The sequence below is a fragment of the Streptomyces sp. N50 genome (genome assembly GCF_033335955.1).
In the GTDB taxonomy this organism is placed as follows: domain Bacteria; phylum Actinomycetota; class Actinomycetes; order Streptomycetales; family Streptomycetaceae; genus Streptomyces.
On the sequence record NZ_CP137549.1, the window covers coordinates 3,978,702 to 3,996,172 of the forward strand.

The following is a 17,471-nucleotide window of genomic DNA, read 5'->3' on the forward strand; positions in this document are numbered from 1 at the left end:
AGGGAGTGCCACCGCCCGGACGGAAACCGGCCGGTATCCCACTCAGGTCTTCTCAGGTCTTCCGGAGGCACCCCCTTGTCCACGCCCGCCGCCGATCCCATCGACGACCCCCTCGCCCGCGAACGCTCGCACCTGGCCTCCTCCCGTTCCGCGCTGCGCGCCATGCGCGAGGACGTCCAGTCGCTCGACATCAAGGACGTCACGGCGAACTGGGTCAACGCCGAGATCCTCGCCCGCCAGATCGGCGACCGCATCAAGGCGCTGGCCGACCTGAGCGACACCCCGCTGTTCTTCGGCCGCCTCACCTACCTGCACGCACCCGGCGCCGAGCAGGCCGAGGGCGCGGCGGGCGAGCAGTTCTACATCGGGCGCCGTCATGTGCACGACGGCGACGGCGACCCGATGGTCATCGACTGGCGCGCGCCGGTCTCGCAGCCGTTCTACCGGGCGTCCAAGAAGGACCCGTTGGACGTCTCGCTGCGCCGCCGCTTCGGTTACACGGGCGGCGAGCTCACGGCGTACGAGGACGAGCACCTCATGGACCCGGCCGAGGCGGCCGCCACCAGCAAGCTGCTCCAGCAGGAGATCGAGCGCCCGCGCGTGGGCCCGATGCGCGACATCGTCGCGACCATCCAGCCCGAGCAGGACGAGATCGTACGGTCCGGACTCGGCGGCACGGTCTGTGTGCAGGGAGGCCCGGGGACCGGAAAGACGGCCGTCGGCCTGCACCGGGTCGCCTACCTCCTCTACGCCCACCGCGAGCGGCTCGCCCGCACCGGCACCCTCGTCATCGGGCCGAACAAATCCTTCCTGCACTACATCGAGCAAGTCCTGCCCGCCCTGGGCGAGTTGGCGGTCCGCCAGGGCACGGTCGACGACCTGGTCGCCCACGTCGAGGTGCGCGGCACGGACGAGGCACCGGCCGCCGTCATCAAGGGCGACGCCCGCATGGCCGAGGTGCTGCGGAAGGCCATCTACTCGCACGTCACGCTGCCCACCGAACCGGTGATGGTGGTGCGCGGCTCACGCCGCTGGCGGGTCCCGGCGTACGAACTCGAAACCATCGTGCGGGAGTTGCTCGACCGCGACATCCGCTACGGCGCCGCCCGCGAGGCCCTGCCGCAGCGCATCGCGCATGCCGTGCTGGTGCAGATGGAGCGGTCCGGGGAGGCGCCGGACGACCGGGTGCAGGACGCCGTGGCCCGCAACGCCGCGGTGAAGGCGGCCGTCAAGGCGGTGTGGCCGCCGGTCGAGCCGGCGAAGCTCGTGCTGCGGCTGCTCAGTGACGCCGACTTCCTCGCCGCGCACGCCGACGGGATCCTCGACGAGGACGAGCAGAAGACGATCCTCTGGTCGAAGCCGGTGCGGAGCGTGAAGGCCGCCAAGTGGTCAGCGCCGGATGCCGTGTTGATCGACGAGGCGACCGACCTCGTGCAGCGGACGCACTCGCTCGGGCATGTGGTGCTCGACGAGGCGCAGGACCTGTCCCCGATGCAGTACCGGGCGGTCGGCCGCCGCTGCACCACCGGTTCCGCGACCGTCCTCGGCGACCTGGCACAGGGCACCACGCCCTGGGCGACGCGGAGTTGGGACGAGGCGCTGGCCCACCTCGGCAAATCGGACGGCGTGATCGAGGAGTTGACGGCCGGTTTCCGCGTGCCGACGGACGTCATCACGTACGCCTCCCGGCTGCTCCCCCACATCGCCCCGGGGCTCACGCCCGTCGCCTCGGTCCGTGAGAACCCGGGCTTCTTCGACCTCCGCTCCGTCGCCGGTACGGCCGAAGTGGTCGCCGCCTGCGAGGAGTTGCTGGGCAACGAGGGGTCGACGGGCCTGATCGCCGCCGACGCCAGGATCCCGGCGCTGGCAGAGGCCCTCACCGCGGCGGGCATCGGCTACATCGACCCGGGTGAGGAGACCACCGTGGACACGCGTCTGACGCTCGTTCCGGCGTCGCTCGCGAAGGGGCTGGAGTACGACTACGTGGTGCTCGACGAGCCGCAGGCCGTGGTCGACGGTGAACCGGACGAGCGCACCGGCCTGCGGCGCCTGTACGTGGCCCTGACCCGGGCGGTGTCGGGTCTGATCGTCACGCACACGGCTCCACTGCCGTCCCAACTCGCCTGACCGGCAAGGCGGTTCAGGCTCCGTCTCCGTCTCCGTCGAGGACCGCCCGCCACTCGCCCACTGCCGTCGCCGACACCGGCCGCCCCCAGCCCTCGGGACGGGCGGCCCCGCCGATGTGGAAGGCGTCGACTCCGGCCGCCAGCAAGGTCGGTACGTGGTCGAGGCGCAGGCCGCCGCCGACGAGGATGCGCTGCTCGTAGCCGGGTTCGCCGTCCAGCGCGGCCTCGCGGAGCAGCGTGGGAAGGCCGTCGTCGACGCCGTCCGCGGAACCGGCGGTGAGGTAGGCGTCCAGGCCCGGCAGGTCGGCGAGCTGCTTGCGCAGGGCGTCGCGGTCGGCGGCGCGGTCGATCGCGCGGTGGAACGTCCAGGCGCAGCCGTCCAGTTCGGCGACGACCCGCTCCACCGCGTCGAGGTCGACGCGGCCGTCCGGGTCGAGGAACCCGAGCACGAACTGGTCGGCACCGGCGGTCCGCAGCTCCCCGGCGACCCGGACGAGCCGGTCCACGTCGCCCGCGGCGAACCCGTCCGCGAGGCGCAGCATCACGCGCAGGTCGATGTCGACGGCGGCGCGGATCGCGGCGAAGGTCTCCACCGGCGGGGTGAGTCCGTCGGCCGCCATGTCGGTGACCAGTTCGAGACGGTCCGCGCCTCCCGCCTGGGCGGCGATCGCGTCCTCGGCGCCGAGGGCGATCACCTCCAGGACTGCACGCGTGCTCATAGGACCCCTTCCGTCGTGTTCCCTGGAGCGGCTACAGGTCTAGTCCAATCTCAGGGTACGCGGGAGGGTCGGGGGCCGCGAGATCACCCCCGGCGCAGGACAGCCGTCAGCCGCCGAAGATGTTCAGCTCCGCCGGTTCCGCACCGGCCAGCTCGTAGCCCGTGCCGTCCGGCACGGGGCGTCCCGAGTACAGCCGTACGAGCGTGGGCGCGTCGCCGATGTAGCGCGCCGGGGTCAGCTCGCCCGACAGGTCGCCCAGGCGCAGGGGATCGTCCAGGTCGTCGAGGTCGGCGTGCAGAGGCCGGTGGTTTTTCTGACGGGTCACGAGGCCGAGAAGGGTTAGAGCGGACGCCAGCCCCTGGCCACCGTAGGCGCCGGGCACGCCGAGGACGTCCCGTACGTCACCGGCGTGCACCCACTCGCCGAGCGCGACCGCGTCCAGCGCGCCGCCCGCGCGCGCGATCACCGCACCCGCCTCGGTCATGCCCCGCTCCAGCTCGTCCACGACCCGCGCGTTCGTCCAGTCGGCCCGCTCCGCGATGTCCCGGTCGTTGGCCTCCGGCGAGAACACGCCCTCCTCGAACCGCCGCTCCACCACCCGCGTCAGCGCGGCCGAACAGTGCGCGAGCACGTCCCGCACGGTCCACCCCGGACACGCGAGGGTCGCCAGCGCGAAGTCCTCGTCGGGCCGGGAACGGAGCAACGGAATCAGCGCGTCGCGCTCGGTGACGAGGAGCCGTCCGGGCAGCTCGGGATCACGTACGTCGTGTGCTGTGTCGGCGTAAGTCATACGTTCCACGCTAGGGGCACGGCTCCGGGACGAAAATACAGGGCATGCCCGATCTCGTCGCCCTCCGCGCCCGCTGGACCCGCGCCCTCGAAGGCGCCCGCACATCCACCGACGGCCCAGACCCCTCCCCGTACGCCGAGAACCTCCTCGCCCGCTGGCAGGAGCCGCAGCGGCACTACCACACGCTCACGCACCTCACCTCGGTCCTCGACCACATCGACGTGCTGGAGAAGCACGCCGACGACCCCGACGTCGTACGGCTGGCGGCCTGGTTCCACGACGCGGTGTACCTCCCCGACCGTTCCGAGAACGAGGAGCGGTCGGCGCGGCTGGCCGAGCGGGCCCTGCCCGAGGCGGGCGTGCCGGAGGACAGGACGGCGGAGGTCGCCCGCCTCGTCCGGCTCACCGTCACGCACGACCCCGCCGACGACGACCGCGACGGCCAGGTCCTGTGCGACGCGGACCTCGCGATCCTGGCCGCGCCGCCGTCGGCGTACGCCGCGTACACGGCGGCGGTCCGCGAGGAGTACCACTTCGTCCCCAACGACGCCTTCAGGGAGGGCCGTTCGGCAATCCTGCGCCAACTCCTGTCTCTGCCAAGGCTGTTCAGGACGCCGTACGGGGCCGCGGAATGGGAGGCCACGGCTCGCTACAACCTGGCAGGGGAACTGGAGTTGCTGGCGTCGGCAGGTCCAAGTGGCGAGTGAGGAAGGCGGAGAGGGCGCGGCGGAGGGCGTCCTGCCCCTCTGAACTGCGTACGGCGTGACCGTCGTCGGGGAGGAGCAGCTCCTCCACCTCGCCGCCCGCCGCGCGGCGGGCCCGTACGAACGCCTCGATACCGGCCGCGTCAATGCGCGGGTCGTGCGCGCCGCGTACGACCAACGCCGGCCCCCGCATGTCCGCGACCCGATGCAACGGCGACCGATGCCTCAACTCCCCCTCCGGCAAACGACTCCAGCCGATCTGCTTGTCCCACAGGGCCCGCATCCGGCGCCAGTAGGGGCCGTCCGCCCAGTCGGAGGAGGCGAGGTCGACGAGGGGGTTCACGGCGACGGCGCAGCGGAAACGGGGGTCGGTGAGGGCGAGCAGGGAGGCGTAACCGCCGTAGGAACCACCGTAGATGGCGATCCGGTCGGGATCACACGCGCCCCGCTCGACCACGGCGTCGACGGCGTCGTAGAGATCCCGCTGCATCCGCGCGCCCCACTCGCCGTCGCCGAGATCGCGGAAGGCGCGCCCATAGCCGCTGGAGCCGCGGTAGTTGACGCGCAGGACCGCCATCCCGGCGGCGGCGAGCCAGGCGGCCTCGGGGTCGTGACGCCACCGGTCGCGGGCCCAAGGTCCGCCGTGGACACGGAGGACGAGAGGCGGCGGCGCTACGGCGTCCCGGGGCAGGGTGAGGTAGGCGGTGAGGGGGTGGCCGTCGGAGGCGGCGAGGGCGAGGTCCTGGGTGAACGGGCCCTGGCCGTCCGGGTATTGGGGTTCCGGGTGCAGCGCTACGGCCGTCCCCTCCTCCCGGTCGTAGACGTGGTGGCGTGGTGGGCGGGCCGGGTCGTGGGCGGCGAGGAGCCAGCGGGTGTCGGCGGTGTCGTGGCCGAGGAGTTCGAGGTCGCCGGGGATGTGGGCGGCGGCGCGGACGAGGTCTCGGGCGTAGGCGGGGTCTGCGCAGGTGTGGTGGCGGCGGGCCGCGTGGTGGAGGGCGGCGCGGGGTGTGCCGTCCGGGGCGAGCCAGGCGGTGGTGATGTCGTACGGCGGCGGTGCGGCGAGGAGGGTGCGGGGGTGGGCGGTGCGGGGGTCGACGGCGGCGAGCCGGACGGCGTCCGCGTCGTACGCGGTGAGCAGCAGGATCTCGCCGGAGGTCGGGTGGATGCCGAGGAGGCGGGTGTCCGGGGCGTCGTCGAGGGGGAGGTCGAGGAGCGGCCGCCAGTCGTGACCGTCCGCCGAGGTGAGCAGGCGCAGGGTGCCGTCGGGGAGGCCCACGAGGCTTGCGCGGCAGGTGAGTTGGGGGTCGAAGGCCCAGTCCCGGGTGCCGGGGGCGCAGTGGGCGAGTTGGCGGGCGGGGGTGGTCTGGTCCAGGGGGAGGTACCAGGGGTGGAGTGTGGGGTCGCCGTGGCGGCGGACGGCTGTGACCATCGCGTGCGGGTGGGTGGGCGAGGTCCATAGGCCGCGTACCTGGAGGGTGTTGGCGGGGGCGAGGGGTAGCAGCTTGCGGTCTGCTACGCGCAGGGCGTGCGGGGTGAAGCGCTCGCGGCCGGTCGTCTCCGTGATGAGCAGCAAGTGTTCGTTGTCCGGGGCCCATCGGAGGGCGTGGACGGCGCCGGGGGGTAGGGGGTGCAGGGTGCGTACGGTGGCGGTGCCGGGCTCGGTCACGGTGACGGTGCCGTCCGCGTCGACGTAGGCCACGGCTTGCCCGTCCGGGGAGAGGGTGGGGGTGATCATGTCCGCCGCCTAGGAGCTCGGGGGGTGCTGTTTCGGGGCGGCCGCGGGTGCGTCGTGGCTGGTCGCGCCGTTCCCCGCGCCCCTTGGGGGGGGTTCCGTATCGGAGTGGCTGCGGGTGCGTCGTGGCTGGTCGCGCCGTTCCCCGCGCCCCTTGGGGGGGGTTCCGTATCGGAGTGGCTGCGGGTGCGTCGTGGTTGCTCGCGCCGTTCCCCGCGCCCCTTGGAGGGGTTCCGTATCGGAGTGGCTGCGGGTGCGTCGTGGTTGCTCGCGCCGTTCCCCGCGCCCCTTGGAGGGGTTCCGTGTCGGGGTGGCTGCGGGTGCGTCGTGGCTGGTCGCGCCGTTCCTCGCGGCCCTGGAGGGGTTTCGTATCCGGGTGGCTGCGGGTGCTTGCGCCCCTTGGGGGGTGCGATTCGGGGGGCGCGGGCTCGTTGCCGTTGTTCCGGTGGCTTTGGAACGCGGGGCCGGTTTCAGGGGCGCGGGGAACTGCGCGACCAGCCACGGACTGCCCGCAGCCGCCCCGATACGGAACCCCCGAGCTCCTGGGCGAACACGACAACCCGGCGTACTCATGCCCCTACCCCCATCATCCGCCGCACCGCCCACTCCGTCACCGCCGCCCGGATCGCCCAGTACCCCAACACCCCACCGAACGCCCCCGTCAGCCCCCACCCCACCCGCACCGCCACCCAGGCCAGCGGAAGTTGAACCCCCCAGGACGCGACCGCGTTGGCGACCATGTCGGCCCGGGTGTCGCGCAGGGCGCGCAGCGCGGCCGTGTTGCTCACGGTCACGGCGACGAGGGGGAGGCTCGCGGCTACCAGCAGGGTCGCGCCCACGGCGGCCGACACGACCGCCGGGTCGCCGGTGAACAGGTCCAACACCGGGCGTACGGCCAACGCCAGCGCGCCCCCCGCCAGGGTCAGGGCACCCGTGACGAGGACGCGGTTGGTCCGCCAGTGCGCGCGGACCGCCTCCGGACAACCCCCGCCCGCCGCCCGGGACATGAGGACACCCGCCGCCCCCGAGAACGCGTTGGACAGCATGAAGACCAGGAGAACGAGCTGGAACACCACTCGGGACGCGGCCAGTTCGGTGAGCGACAGCAGTCCGATCGCCGCGAAGAAGGCGAAGGACGCGAGATAGTCCACCGCCATGGACACCATCGCCGGCCACGCCAACTCCCAGCTCTCCCGCGCCGATCGACGGTCCCAAGGAGTTCCGCGCCAGGTACCCAGCCAGTCCCACAGGCCCGCCCGCCGCAGCAGGACGATCTGGAGCGCGCCCGCACAGAGCAGGGAGAGAGTGACCCCGAGGCCGTTTCCGGCGGCGCCCAGCGCGGGGAACGGGCCGACGCCGTAGATCAGGGCCCAGCTCGTGAGCAGATTGACCGGCATGGCAACGCAGTTGGTGAGGAGGGTGAGCCGGGTCCGTTTCGCCGCCTGGAGGGTGATCGTGCCGAGGGCAGAGAGTACGGCGAGCGGCAGGCTGAGGGCCCGGGCGCGGAGATACGCCGCACCGGCCGCGACCGCCGCCGGCTCGTGCACCGTGAGAGCGACCAAGGGCCGGGCCGCGAAGACCAACGCCAAGGCGACCAGCACCGCCAGCGCGCCCACCGGCCGCAGCGACGCGTGCAACGCCCTTACGGCGGCGCCCCGTTCACCCGCCCCGAGATGCCGGGCACACAGCACCTGGTAACCCGTCACCCCCGCCAGCAGCACCCCAAGTGCCAGCTCTACGACCACGATCGCCCCGGCGACCCCCGCCAGCGCCGTCGAGCTGTAGTGCCCGGTGAGCGCGAGGCTGATGAGGTCACCGGCCCGGGAGACGGAGGTCGCGAGGACGGCGGGCAGCGCCGACTCCAGGAGCGGGCAGGCCTGTTGGCGTAGGCGCCCGCCCCGGGAGACGGGCGCCACCGTGTCCGGTGCGGCGCTCATTTCACGCGTGTCCGGGTGCCGTGCCGCGGATCGGGACCCATGGTCAGCGTGTAGATCGTCGCCTGGCGGACGGGGTCCAGGCCCAGCAACTCCTCGATCAGCCCGTCCCGTACCGCCGGGGTGACCAGCGTGCCCAGCCCGTGCGTGTCGGCGAGCAGCAGCAGCCGCTGCGCCAGGTGCCCGGACTCGATGTACAGGTTGCGCAGGGCGCGTTCGTGCCGGTACCGGAACTGGTACTGCTCGAAGTCCGCGACCATCACCAGCGTGAACCCGGCGGTGAGCGTCCAGGGCGAGCCGTAGAACACCTCCCGCATGGCGCCCCGGAGGTCGCCGGGGCGGATCTCGGTCAACTCCGGTTCGGCGGGGGCGAGATCGAGGTGCCAGGCGCCGGGGTCGATGCCGTCGACGTCGTACGTCAGGACGTAGAAGTCGAAGGCCGTGCCGAAGGACCGGAGCAGTTCCCAGGGGTCGTCCTCGCCAGTACGGCGCTGGTTGGCGGCGACCGTGGCGAGGCCGGTGCGGAGGATGTGGGAGAGGGCGCCGCCCGGGGTCGGCCGGGGCAGATAACTGCGCACCGAACGGCGGGTCAGCAGGGCCGTACCGAGGCTGCGGCCGGGGTCGCCCGGCACCGGCTCGGGCAGCGGTACGCGGCGGCCCTCCGGGCGTATCCGGGGCGGGAGTCGGTCACCGCCGCCGTATCCGGACAGCACCTCGCGGCGGGTGTCCACGGCGTCGGGGCCGGAGTCGGCGTACGGGAGATCGCGGGAGAGGAGGTGGTATTCGAGGGAGGGGCGCCAGCGCCGCCGGTGCCAGAACTCGACCAGTTCCTCGGCGGGTCGGGGCGCGGCCCCGGCCCCGGCCAGCCAGGAGGCGAGGGCACCGGAGCCGTCCGGCGGGGCACCCGCGGCGATCGTACGGGCCAGCGTGCGCCGGTCGACGTACCCACGGCGACGCCCGGCCAGATCCTGGACATGCACACCGTCCCGCGGACTGAGCCCGCCGCCGATACGCAGCAGGGGCGGGAGAGCGGACGGATCGGACATGGGGCTGCTCCTTTCAGGTCCTTCAGGGGCTGAGGTCAACTCGGCTGCACGGAGGGCGACTTAACCGAGCGCCACCGTCGCGATCAGCCCCTCCGCCAGGCCGTCCACGCCGATCATCCGCTCGACCCCGGACTCCAGGTCGCCGTAGGCGGGAAAGGCCGGGATGCCGAAGCCCTCGGCGAGTTGGGTCACGGTGGCGGCGATGTGGCCGGCGTCCATGTGGATGCTGCGGTAGGTGCGGGGCTCGCGGTAGCGCCACATGTTGCGGCGGAACACCGAGGTCAGGACAAGGAGGCAGCGGACGTCGAAGGCGGGGCGGGTGGTGCTGGCGCGGAAAACGCGGCGGAACTCCTCGGAGGCCGGGTCCGGCGCGGGGACCGGGAGTTCGACCAGCGCGTGCAGGCCGCCGTGCACGTGGTACCAGCCGGGTTCGACGCCGTCGACGTCGAGGACGGCGAGATAGCCCTCGGTGGGATGGCGGCGGCCGCCGGACGGGCTGGTGCGGGTGAGGTAGTCGGCGGAGCCGGGCGCGCGGCTGCGGGTCGTCTCCACGATGCCGAGGGCCAGCGCGGCGATCGTGAGGAGTCCGGGCCGGTCGAGCTGCCGGGTCCGGCCCGCGTCCGTGCCGACGGGCATCGGCGCGAGATCCGGGGAGAGTTCGGGCAGCGGTATCCGTTCCGCCGACGCGGGCTCCTTGAAACGGTCGTCGTCGATTTCCTCGTCGCGATACCGGTGAATTCGCTCCCGGTCGACCGCGATTCCCTTGCTGTAATCGACGCCGGGGAAATCATGCGCGGCGATATGGTATTCGGCCGCCATACGCCAGCCTTTCGCCTCCCACCGCCGGAATACCTCCTGCCCCCATTTATAGCGCGGGGAATCGAGGTATTCGTCGCCGACGATCAGGCCGGCCTTCTCCATCGAGGCGACGACCGCCTCGGCCCGCTCGGGCGGCACACCGAGTTCGGCGGCGGCCTCCTTCGCCAGCAGCCGCCGTTCCCGCGGCCGGCCCGCGAGGACCAGCACGGCCGCCTCCTGCGCGCCCAGCTTGAAGGATCGCCTGGTCAGCAGGTCGTCGGCGATCCACTGGCCGACCACGCCCGGTCGGGGCGTCAGCCGGATGAACTCACTCGCTTGTACAGACACGGTCACCCCTGGACTGGGGCCCCGGTGGCCCGGGGAAGCGAATTCCCCGGGCCACCGGAGCGGGCACAGAATTAGTCGACGTTCGGGCCCTGAAGCAGCATGGGCTCGTAGGACTCGACCTCTTCGATCTCGACCGTGATGTCCTGGGCCACGACGGTGTTCTCCATGGGGAACCTCCTGGATTTCGGTGATGTGCATTTCCGCCCCCGGTTGCCCGGCGACAACGAAATGATCACCCGTACATGAGGATTTCGGCAAGCATCCGCTTTCTCCATCCCTGGAATAACAGAGAGGAACGCAAAGGGGATTCCATTCCTACCTGTCAGTTACATTTCAGGAGACATTGAGAGCGCACCCGGATCACCCACTATGCGCGATTTGTCGGTACCGCCCAGCAGGCCAACCTCAAGCCAGGGCGAGTGAATGATCAAATCACCGTCATGCGCCGTTGGTGAATGCTTTAATCAATGCGGGGTCCCGGCCGTCGGCCCCTATGCTCCCCGGCATGGGGAACACAGGCGCACACCAGCTGGAAGAGGCCGTCGCGAGCTGCCTCGCCGTACTGAGGACGGCGACGGACCGGGACTGGGACGGGACGAGGGCGGGCCGGCTGGAGTGGAGTTGCCGGGACACCGCCGAGCACATCGCCGGTGATCTCATCTCGTACGCGGGCCAGTTGGCCGGCCGCGCCCAGCACGCGTACGTCCCCTTCGACATCACCTTCGACGACGGCACCGACAACTCCGGTGTCCTGGAGGTGATTTCGGCGACCGGCGCCCTGCTCGCCGCCGCGATCCGCACCACACCCCGCGAGACCCGCGCCTTCCACCCGTACCCGTTCCGCAGCGCGAACCGCGAGGGCTTCGCCGCGATGGGCACCGCCGAGGTACTGCTGCACACGCACGACATCGCCGAGGGCCTGGGCCTGACCTACCAACCCGCCCCGGAACTCAGCGAGTTCGTCCTCGGCCGGATCTTCCCGCACGTCCGCCCCGCCGCCGACCTCTGGCGCACCCTGCTGTGGGCGACCGGCCGCGCCGACCTCCCCGGCCGCGCCCCCGTCACCGACTGGAAGTGGACCAACAACCTCGTCCACACCACCGACCGCCTCACCCTCCAGGGCATCACCCCCGCGGCCGCCGGTGACCTGGTCGCGGGCGGCGACGGCGGGTTCGAGTGGATCGAGGGCGGCCCGTACGAGGGCACCCGCGAGGCCGCGACCTTCCTGCTCAAGGCCTACGTAGCGGGCGTCCACCGCCCGGAGTTCGGCGTGTTCGTCCTCGTCCGCCACGAGGACGGCCGCGCGGTCGGCGGCCTGGGCTTCCACGGCGTCCCCGACGAGGAGGGCCGCGCGGAGATCGGCTACGACCTCGCGGCGGGCGCCCGCGGCCAGGGCTACGCGACGGAGGCGCTCCGCGCGCTCTCGGCATGGGCACTGGCCCGCGACGACGTCCGCACGGTCTTCGCGACGATCGAACGCGACAACCTCGCCTCACAGGCCGTCGTCACCCGGGCGGGGTTCAGGAAGGTGAGCGAGGAGGACAAGGAGGACGAGGAGTTCGCCTACGAACTCGGGCGCAAGGAGTAACCTCCTCGAACTCGGACGCGAAGAGCAACTCCCTTACCGCTCGCGCCCCTTGGGCCGGCGCAACCCCGCCGCCGTCAGCAGCCGCACCACCTCCCGGCTCCTGACCTCCACCGCCCCGGCGGCCACCGCGTCGGCGTAACGATGCGACGGGATGTCGTAGTGATCGCGCTCGAAGGCCCGGCGCGGTACGCCCAACTCCTCGGCGAACAGGTGGAGTTCGTCGTAGGAGACGTCACTCACGAGGTGGGACCACAGGCGGCCGTGCCCCGGCCAGGTGGGCGGGTCGATGTAGACGGTCACAGGGAGCCCAGGTTCCCGACGGCCGCGACCTTCACGCCCGCCTGGTGGCAGACCCAGTGCGGGTCGGGTCCGAGCTCCGGTTCGACCTCCAGGGCGTGCGGGTCGCCGGACGAGCAGACCGGGCAGAGCGGCCAGCGTCCGTACGCCTCCAGCAACGCGTCCTGCACGTCCTGCGCGACCAGCCCGGCGACGTACTCGACGCCCTCCGGCCACTGCTCCACCCACCATCGGCGCTCCACGACGGACTCCTCCACCATGGACACCACGTCCGCCGCGACGACCTCGCGCGCGGCCAGATCGGCCAGTACGAGGGCGCGGGCGGCGTGCAGCGCCTGCTCCAGGGGGCTTATGGGGACGGGCTCGGCGATGGGGTCGTCGTCGGGGGTGCTGTCGGATGATGCCATGCACCCATTGTGCGCACCCTTGACCCGACCACCGCCGCGAAAATATCTTTCAAAGGTGACCCAGGAAGTGAAGGAAATTTTCGGAAGCGCCTCCGGGAGTACGCCACCCGCCGCACTGGCCGCCAAGGTGCGCACCCTCGCCCCCTCCATGACGCGCTCCATGCAGCGCGTCGCCGAGACCGTCGCCGCCGACCCGGCCGGCTGCGCGGCCCTCACGGTCACCGGCCTCGCCGAACTCACCGGCACCAGCGAGGCCACGGTCGTCCGCACCGCCCGCATCCTCGGCTACCCCGGCTACCGCGACCTGCGCCTCGCGCTGGCCGGGCTCGCGGCCCAGCAGCAGTCCGGCCGCGCGCCCGCCCTCACCACCGACATCGCCGTCGACGACCCGATCGCCGACGTCGTCGCGAAACTCGCCTACGACGAGCAGCAGACCCTCGCGGACACGGCGGCCGGTCTCGACACCGTCCAGCTCGGCGCGGCCGTCACCGCGCTCGCCTCCGCCCGCCGTACCGACATATACGGCGTCGGAGCGTCCGGCCTCGTCGCCCAGGACCTCACCCAGAAGCTGCTCCGGATAGGCCTCATAGCCCACGCCCACAGCGACCCGCACCTCGCCGTCACCAACGCCGTGCAGCTGAAGGCGGGGGATGTGGCCATCGCGATCACCCACTCCGGCTCCACCGGCGACGTCATCGAGCCGTTGCGGGTCGCCTTCGAGCACGGGGCTACGACCGTCGCGATCACCGGGCGGCCGGACGGGGCGGTCACGCAGTACGCCGATCACATCCTCACGACGTCCACGGCTCGGGAGAGCGAGCTTCGGCCGGCGGCGATGTCGTCCCGGACGAGTCAGTTGCTGGTGGTGGACTGTCTGTTCATCGGGGTGGCGCAACGGACGTATGAACAGGCTGCGCCCGCGTTGTCGGCGTCTTATGAGGCGCTGGCGCATCGACATAGGCGATAGGCGATAGAGGTGCGTTGTTCGCCGCGGGTGCGTTGTGGCTGGTCGCGCAGTTCCCCGCGCCCCTAGGGGATTGACACCAGCGGCACTTCAAGTGCGCGACGAGAACACCGGCCGTTTTCAGGGGCGCGGGGAACTGCGCGACCAGCCCCCACCGGCCGGCAGACAAGAACGAACGGAAAGAGCCGCTTCTCCATGACCTCGACGTCCAACCCCCGTGATCTCCGCGCCGAGTTGGAGACACTCACCACCGAAGCCTTCCGCCCGGAACTCGCCGGTATCGACCAACTCCCCACCCTCGACATCGCCCGCCTGATGAACACCGAGGACGCCACGGTCGCCGCCGCCGTAGCCCACCGCCTCCCCGAGATCTCCGCCGCGATCGACGCCGTAGCGGAACGCATGGGCAGAGGAGGCCGGCTCATCTACATGGGCGCGGGAACCGCCGGACGGCTCGGCGTACTGGACGCCTCCGAATGCCCGCCGACCTTCAACACCGACCCGAACCAGGTGGTCGGCCTGATCGCCGGCGGCCCCGCGGCCCTGGTCACATCCATCGAAGGTGCCGAGGACTCAAGGGAGTTGGCGACGGCGGACCTCGACGCGCTCACGCTCACCCCCGACGACACGGTGGTCGGCGTCTCCGCATCCGGCCGCACCCCGTACGCGATCGCAGCCGTGGAACACGCGCGGAGCGACGGCGCGTTGACCATCGGCCTGTCCTGCAACGAGCACAGCGCGCTCGCCGCAGCGGCAGAGCACGGCATCGAGGTCGTCGTGGGCCCCGAACTCCTCACCGGATCAACGAGGTTGAAGGCGGGCACGGCACAGAAACTCGTCCTCAACATGCTGTCGACGATCACGATGATCCGGCTGGGGAAGACGTACGGGAACCTCATGGTCGACGTACGGGCGTCGAACGAGAAGCTGCGCGCCCGTTCCCGGCGGATCGTCGCGCTGGCGACCGGCGCGGACGACGCGGAGATCGAGCGGGCCCTCGCCGCCACCGACGGCGAGGTGAAGAACGCGATCCTCGTGGTCCTCGCCGGGGTCGACGGCCCGACGGCCGCCCGCCTTCTGGAGGAGTCCGGGGGCCGACTGCGCGCGGCGCTGACCGCGGCGGCCGACTGACCAGCACGCTCAGGGGGTGGATACTCCGTACGACACCGCCGCCGCCCTCCTCCCCCTCGTCGGCGGCCCCGCGAACGTCACCTCCGTCGCCCACTGCATGACCCGCCTCCGGCTCGGCCTGGCCGACCGTTCGCCGGTGGACGAGGAGGCGCTGCGGGCGCTGCCCGGGGTGCTCGGGGTCGTGGACGACGACACGTACCAGATCGTGCTGGGGCCGGGGGTGGTGGCACGGGTCGCCCCGGAGTTCGAGAAGCTGGTGAGCGGTGCCGCGGGTGAACTGGCCGCCCGTGGCGCCGAGTTGAAGGCGGAACAGCGGGCCCGCAACGCCACCCCCGGCAAGCTGCTCCTCCGCCGGGTCGCCAACGTCTTCGTCCCCCTCATCCCCGCCCTCGTCGGCTGCGGCGTGCTGGCAGGTCTCAACGGGCTGCTGATCAACATGGGCTGGCTCCCGGGGCTCACGGGTACCCTCGCCGTCATCCCCTCTGCTTTTCTAACCCTTGTCGCGGTCTTCGTCGGTTACAACACGGCACAGGAGTTCGGGGGGACACCGGTGCTGGGCGGGGCGGTGGCGGCGGTCGTCGTCTACCCGGGGGTCGCGAAGGTCACGGCCTTCGGGGTCGCCCTCTCCCCCGGCCAGGGCGGGGTACTCGGCGCACTCGCCGCCGCACTCCTCGGCACGTACGTCGAGAAGTGGTGCCGCACCTGGGTCCCCGCGACCCTCGACGTCCTCGTCACCCCCACCCTGACCGTCCTCATCGCGGGCCTGGCGACGCTCTACGGCCTCATGTACGCGGCCGGTGAGATCTCCACCGCGATCGGCACGGCGTCGAACTGGCTCCTGTCCACCACCGGCCCCGTCGCGGGCCTGATCCTCGGCGGCCTCTTCCTCCCCCTGGTGATGCTCGGCCTGCACCAGGCCCTCATCCCCATCCACACCACCCTCATCCAACAGCAGGGCTACACCGTCCTGTTGCCCCTCCTGGCGATGGCGGGCGCGGGCCAGGTCGGCGCGGCCGTAGCGGTCTACTTCCGCCTGCGCCACGACACTTCACTCCGTACGACCATCAAGTCGGCCCTCCCCGCAGGCCTGTTGGGCGTCGGCGAACCCCTCATCTACGGCGTCTCGCTCCCCCTCGGCCGCCCGTTCCTGACCGCCTGCGCGGGCGGGGCGGCGGGCGGCGCGTTCGTCGGTTTCTTCGCGATGCTGGGCGACAGGGTCGGCGCGACGGCGATCGGACCGTCGGGGTGGGCACTGTTCCCGCTGCTGGCGGGGAACAGGGGTCTCGGGACGACGGTGGCGATCTACGGGGGCGGCCTGCTGACGGGCTACGCGGTCGGCTTCCTGGCGACCTATTGGATGGGGCTGAGCGGGGTGCGGCCGGGTGCCGTACGGAGTACGGCCGGGTGACGCCGCCCGGTGGTGATCGTTGCCCCGGTCATGAAGAAGATGCTGACAGCCGCGGCCTGCGCCGCCGCCGCACTCGCCCTGGCCACGCCCGCGCACGCGGACGACCACGACTCCAACTTCGGCCCGGGGGTGAACGCGGCGAACAACTGGAACTTCTCGGCCGCCTCGACGTGCTTCCAGGAACTCGCCGTGGTCCCCGTCGGCGGCGCCTGGAACGGCAACACCGCCAACCACTGCACCAACGGCAACGTCATCGACCACGCCGGCAACTGATCGCCTCCGGCGCCGGAAGCTCCCCGTACGGGAACCTCCGGCGCCGTCACCCGCGCCCCTTCGGCGCTCACGCCGGCGGCGCCCGCCACACCAGCGTGTACCGCCAGAACAGCCACCGCCGCGTCCGGACCCGCGGCAGAACGCGGATCGCCTCGCGGCGGACCTCGGCGAAGGTCATCTCCGGCGGCCGGGTGACGGCAGTCATCGCCACCGGCCGGGACACGGCCCTGCGCCCCCGGTTCTTCACCCAGCCCACGACGAGGTTCAGGGGGATCGAGAGGGCGCCCAGGAGATGGTCGACGAGACCCTCCTCACGGGCACAGCCGACGACCACCAGGATTCCACCCGGGGCGAGTTGGTCGCGGAAGCGGGTCAGCGTCTCAGTGAACGGAAGGTGATGCAGGGCGGCGACGCAGGTGATGACGTCGTAGGGGCCGGCGGGGATACCGGCCCGGGCGTCGACGACACCGAAGACCACAGGAACACCGGTCGGGGTCAACTCCCGCGCCCTCGCGATGATGTGGGGATCGGAGTCGACGCCCTCCACACGCTCACCCCGTACGGCCAGCAGCCGCGCCAGGTCCCCGCTCCCACACCCCACGTCCAGGGCCCGCCCGAACCTGCGGGGCAACTGCCGTAGCAGCCAAGGGTGGTAGTGGGCGTTGTGGCTCCAGGGGTGGGCCGAGTTGAAGGACTCCAGGGCTCGGAGGATGCGGGGCGGGATCAGGGGCATGGGGTCAGTCGATCACGCGGCCTTTCAGGGCAGGCGGGCTTCGCGGTTCCGCTCCCGGACCCTCGCCCGGAGTACCTCCTCCTGCCCGGCGGGCCCCGTCGACTCCGGCGGACAGTCCCACTCCCGGCCCCCGGCGACCGGCCTCAACTGCACGTTCCCGCCCACGTGCCCCATCACCTCGCCCACCCGCCCGTCCCGTACGTCCACGGCGTACGCCCCGACCGGGGGCCGTTCGCCCCGCAGCACGGACGCGAGCTTCTCGGCGGTACGGACGTTGCAGCGCCCGAGCATGACCAGCGCGAACTTCTCGTCGCTCGCGCCTGTCACCGGGTCGACGCCCAGGGACGGCAGGACGACCCCGACACCGGTGAGCGCGTCCCGGAGCGAAGCGACGATTTCTTCCGTCGACCGCAGCATTGCTTGCACCTCCACACAGAGTTTGCTGTTCGCAACACAGCGTGGTGGCAACGTGT

At 71.9% G+C, this 17,471-nt stretch carries 17 protein-coding genes; 7 read left to right on the forward strand and 10 right to left on the reverse strand.

Annotated elements, in window-relative coordinates; all coding sequences use genetic code 11:
• Positions 1 to 75 precede the first annotated feature (75 nt).
• On the forward strand, positions 76 to 2,127 hold the full coding sequence (locus tag R2B38_RS17385) for a HelD family protein (protein WP_318017053.1): 2,052 nt from the start codon (positions 76 to 78) through the stop codon (positions 2,125 to 2,127).
• A gap of 13 nt (positions 2,128 to 2,140) precedes the next feature.
• Here the strand turns inward: R2B38_RS17385 and R2B38_RS17390 are convergent, their stop codons facing one another.
• A complete protein-coding gene (locus R2B38_RS17390) occupies positions 2,141 to 2,845 on the reverse strand; it encodes a copper homeostasis protein CutC (RefSeq protein ID WP_318017054.1) in 705 nt (234 codons plus the stop codon).
• A gap of 106 nt (positions 2,846 to 2,951) precedes the next feature.
• The gene (locus tag R2B38_RS17395) at positions 2,952 to 3,635 is read right to left on the reverse strand and encodes a maleylpyruvate isomerase family mycothiol-dependent enzyme (protein ID WP_318017055.1); all 684 of its coding nucleotides are present in this window, start codon (positions 3,633 to 3,635) and stop codon (positions 2,952 to 2,954) included.
• Positions 3,636 to 3,679: 44 nt separating this feature from the next.
• Here R2B38_RS17395 and R2B38_RS17400 point away from each other — a divergent pair, with 44 nt between their 5' ends.
• Positions 3,680 to 4,342, forward strand: coding sequence for a hypothetical protein (locus R2B38_RS17400; RefSeq protein ID WP_318017056.1), 663 nt, complete (start codon positions 3,680 to 3,682; stop codon positions 4,340 to 4,342).
• Here the strand turns inward: R2B38_RS17400 and R2B38_RS17405 are convergent.
• The 4 genes from R2B38_RS17405 to R2B38_RS17420 form a co-directional block, all read right to left on the reverse strand.
• Positions 4,242 to 6,074, reverse strand: a complete 1,833-nt coding sequence (locus R2B38_RS17405) for a prolyl oligopeptidase family serine peptidase (RefSeq protein WP_318017057.1) — start codon at positions 6,072 to 6,074, stop codon at positions 4,242 to 4,244. The two genes, R2B38_RS17400 and R2B38_RS17405, sit on opposite strands and share 101 nt — an antisense overlap.
• Positions 6,075 to 6,640: 566 nt before the next feature.
• Positions 6,641 to 8,008 (reverse strand): MATE family efflux transporter, encoded by a 1,368-nt coding sequence (locus tag R2B38_RS17410; protein WP_318017058.1) that lies wholly within the window; start codon positions 8,006 to 8,008, stop codon positions 6,641 to 6,643.
• Positions 8,005 to 9,051, reverse strand: coding sequence for a SagB/ThcOx family dehydrogenase (locus R2B38_RS17415; RefSeq protein ID WP_318017059.1), 1,047 nt, complete (start codon positions 9,049 to 9,051; stop codon positions 8,005 to 8,007). Before R2B38_RS17415 ends, R2B38_RS17410 begins: the two co-directional genes overlap by 4 nt.
• 60 nt (positions 9,052 to 9,111) lie before the next feature.
• Positions 9,112 to 10,197, reverse strand: a complete 1,086-nt coding sequence (locus R2B38_RS17420; RefSeq protein WP_318017060.1) for a SagB/ThcOx family dehydrogenase — start codon at positions 10,195 to 10,197, stop codon at positions 9,112 to 9,114.
• 529 nt (positions 10,198 to 10,726) lie between these two features.
• On the opposite strand from R2B38_RS17420, the gene R2B38_RS17425 reads away from it, so the two are divergent.
• Positions 10,727 to 11,785, forward strand: a complete 1,059-nt coding sequence (locus R2B38_RS17425) for a GNAT family N-acetyltransferase (protein WP_318021715.1) — start codon at positions 10,727 to 10,729, stop codon at positions 11,783 to 11,785.
• A gap of 33 nt (positions 11,786 to 11,818) precedes the next feature.
• Here the strand turns inward: R2B38_RS17425 and R2B38_RS17430 are convergent, their stop codons facing one another.
• Both R2B38_RS17430 and R2B38_RS17435 read right to left on the reverse strand, forming a co-directional pair.
• Positions 11,819 to 12,085, reverse strand: a complete 267-nt coding sequence (locus tag R2B38_RS17430; RefSeq protein WP_318017061.1) for a DUF4031 domain-containing protein — start codon at positions 12,083 to 12,085, stop codon at positions 11,819 to 11,821.
• Positions 12,082 to 12,489 carry a hypothetical protein gene (locus R2B38_RS17435; RefSeq protein WP_318017062.1) on the reverse strand — a complete coding sequence of 136 codons (408 nt, stop codon included), beginning with the start codon at positions 12,487 to 12,489 and terminating at the stop codon, positions 12,082 to 12,084. The genes R2B38_RS17430 and R2B38_RS17435 overlap by 4 nt, the downstream gene beginning before the upstream one ends.
• Positions 12,490 to 12,544: 55 nt before the next feature.
• Between R2B38_RS17435 and R2B38_RS17440 the strand changes: the two genes are divergently transcribed.
• From R2B38_RS17440 to R2B38_RS17455, 4 genes are all read left to right on the forward strand, one after another.
• Positions 12,545 to 13,456, forward strand: coding sequence for a MurR/RpiR family transcriptional regulator (locus R2B38_RS17440; RefSeq protein WP_033281216.1), 912 nt, complete (start codon positions 12,545 to 12,547; stop codon positions 13,454 to 13,456).
• A 192-nt stretch (positions 13,457 to 13,648) separates the two neighbouring features.
• Positions 13,649 to 14,584, forward strand: coding sequence for an N-acetylmuramic acid 6-phosphate etherase (gene murQ, locus R2B38_RS17445; RefSeq protein ID WP_318017063.1), 936 nt, complete (start codon positions 13,649 to 13,651; stop codon positions 14,582 to 14,584).
• A 16-nt stretch (positions 14,585 to 14,600) separates the two neighbouring features.
• Positions 14,601 to 15,992: a PTS transporter subunit EIIC gene (locus R2B38_RS17450; protein WP_318017064.1), complete on the forward strand. Its 1,392-nt coding sequence runs from the start codon at positions 14,601 to 14,603 to the stop codon at positions 15,990 to 15,992.
• A 30-nt stretch (positions 15,993 to 16,022) separates the two neighbouring features.
• Entirely contained in the window at positions 16,023 to 16,265 is a 243-nt protein-coding gene (locus R2B38_RS17455) for a hypothetical protein (protein WP_318017065.1), read from the forward strand.
• Positions 16,266 to 16,332: 67 nt separating this feature from the next.
• On the opposite strand, the gene R2B38_RS17460 is transcribed toward R2B38_RS17455, so the two are convergent.
• Together R2B38_RS17460 and R2B38_RS17465 are read right to left on the reverse strand one after the other, a co-directional pair.
• On the reverse strand, positions 16,333 to 16,998 hold the full coding sequence (locus R2B38_RS17460; protein ID WP_318017066.1) for a class I SAM-dependent methyltransferase: 666 nt from the start codon (positions 16,996 to 16,998) through the stop codon (positions 16,333 to 16,335).
• 24 nt (positions 16,999 to 17,022) lie between these two features.
• A complete protein-coding gene (locus R2B38_RS17465; RefSeq protein ID WP_318017067.1) occupies positions 17,023 to 17,415 on the reverse strand; it encodes a hypothetical protein in 393 nt (130 codons plus the stop codon).
• Positions 17,416 to 17,471: the final 56 nt, after the last annotated feature.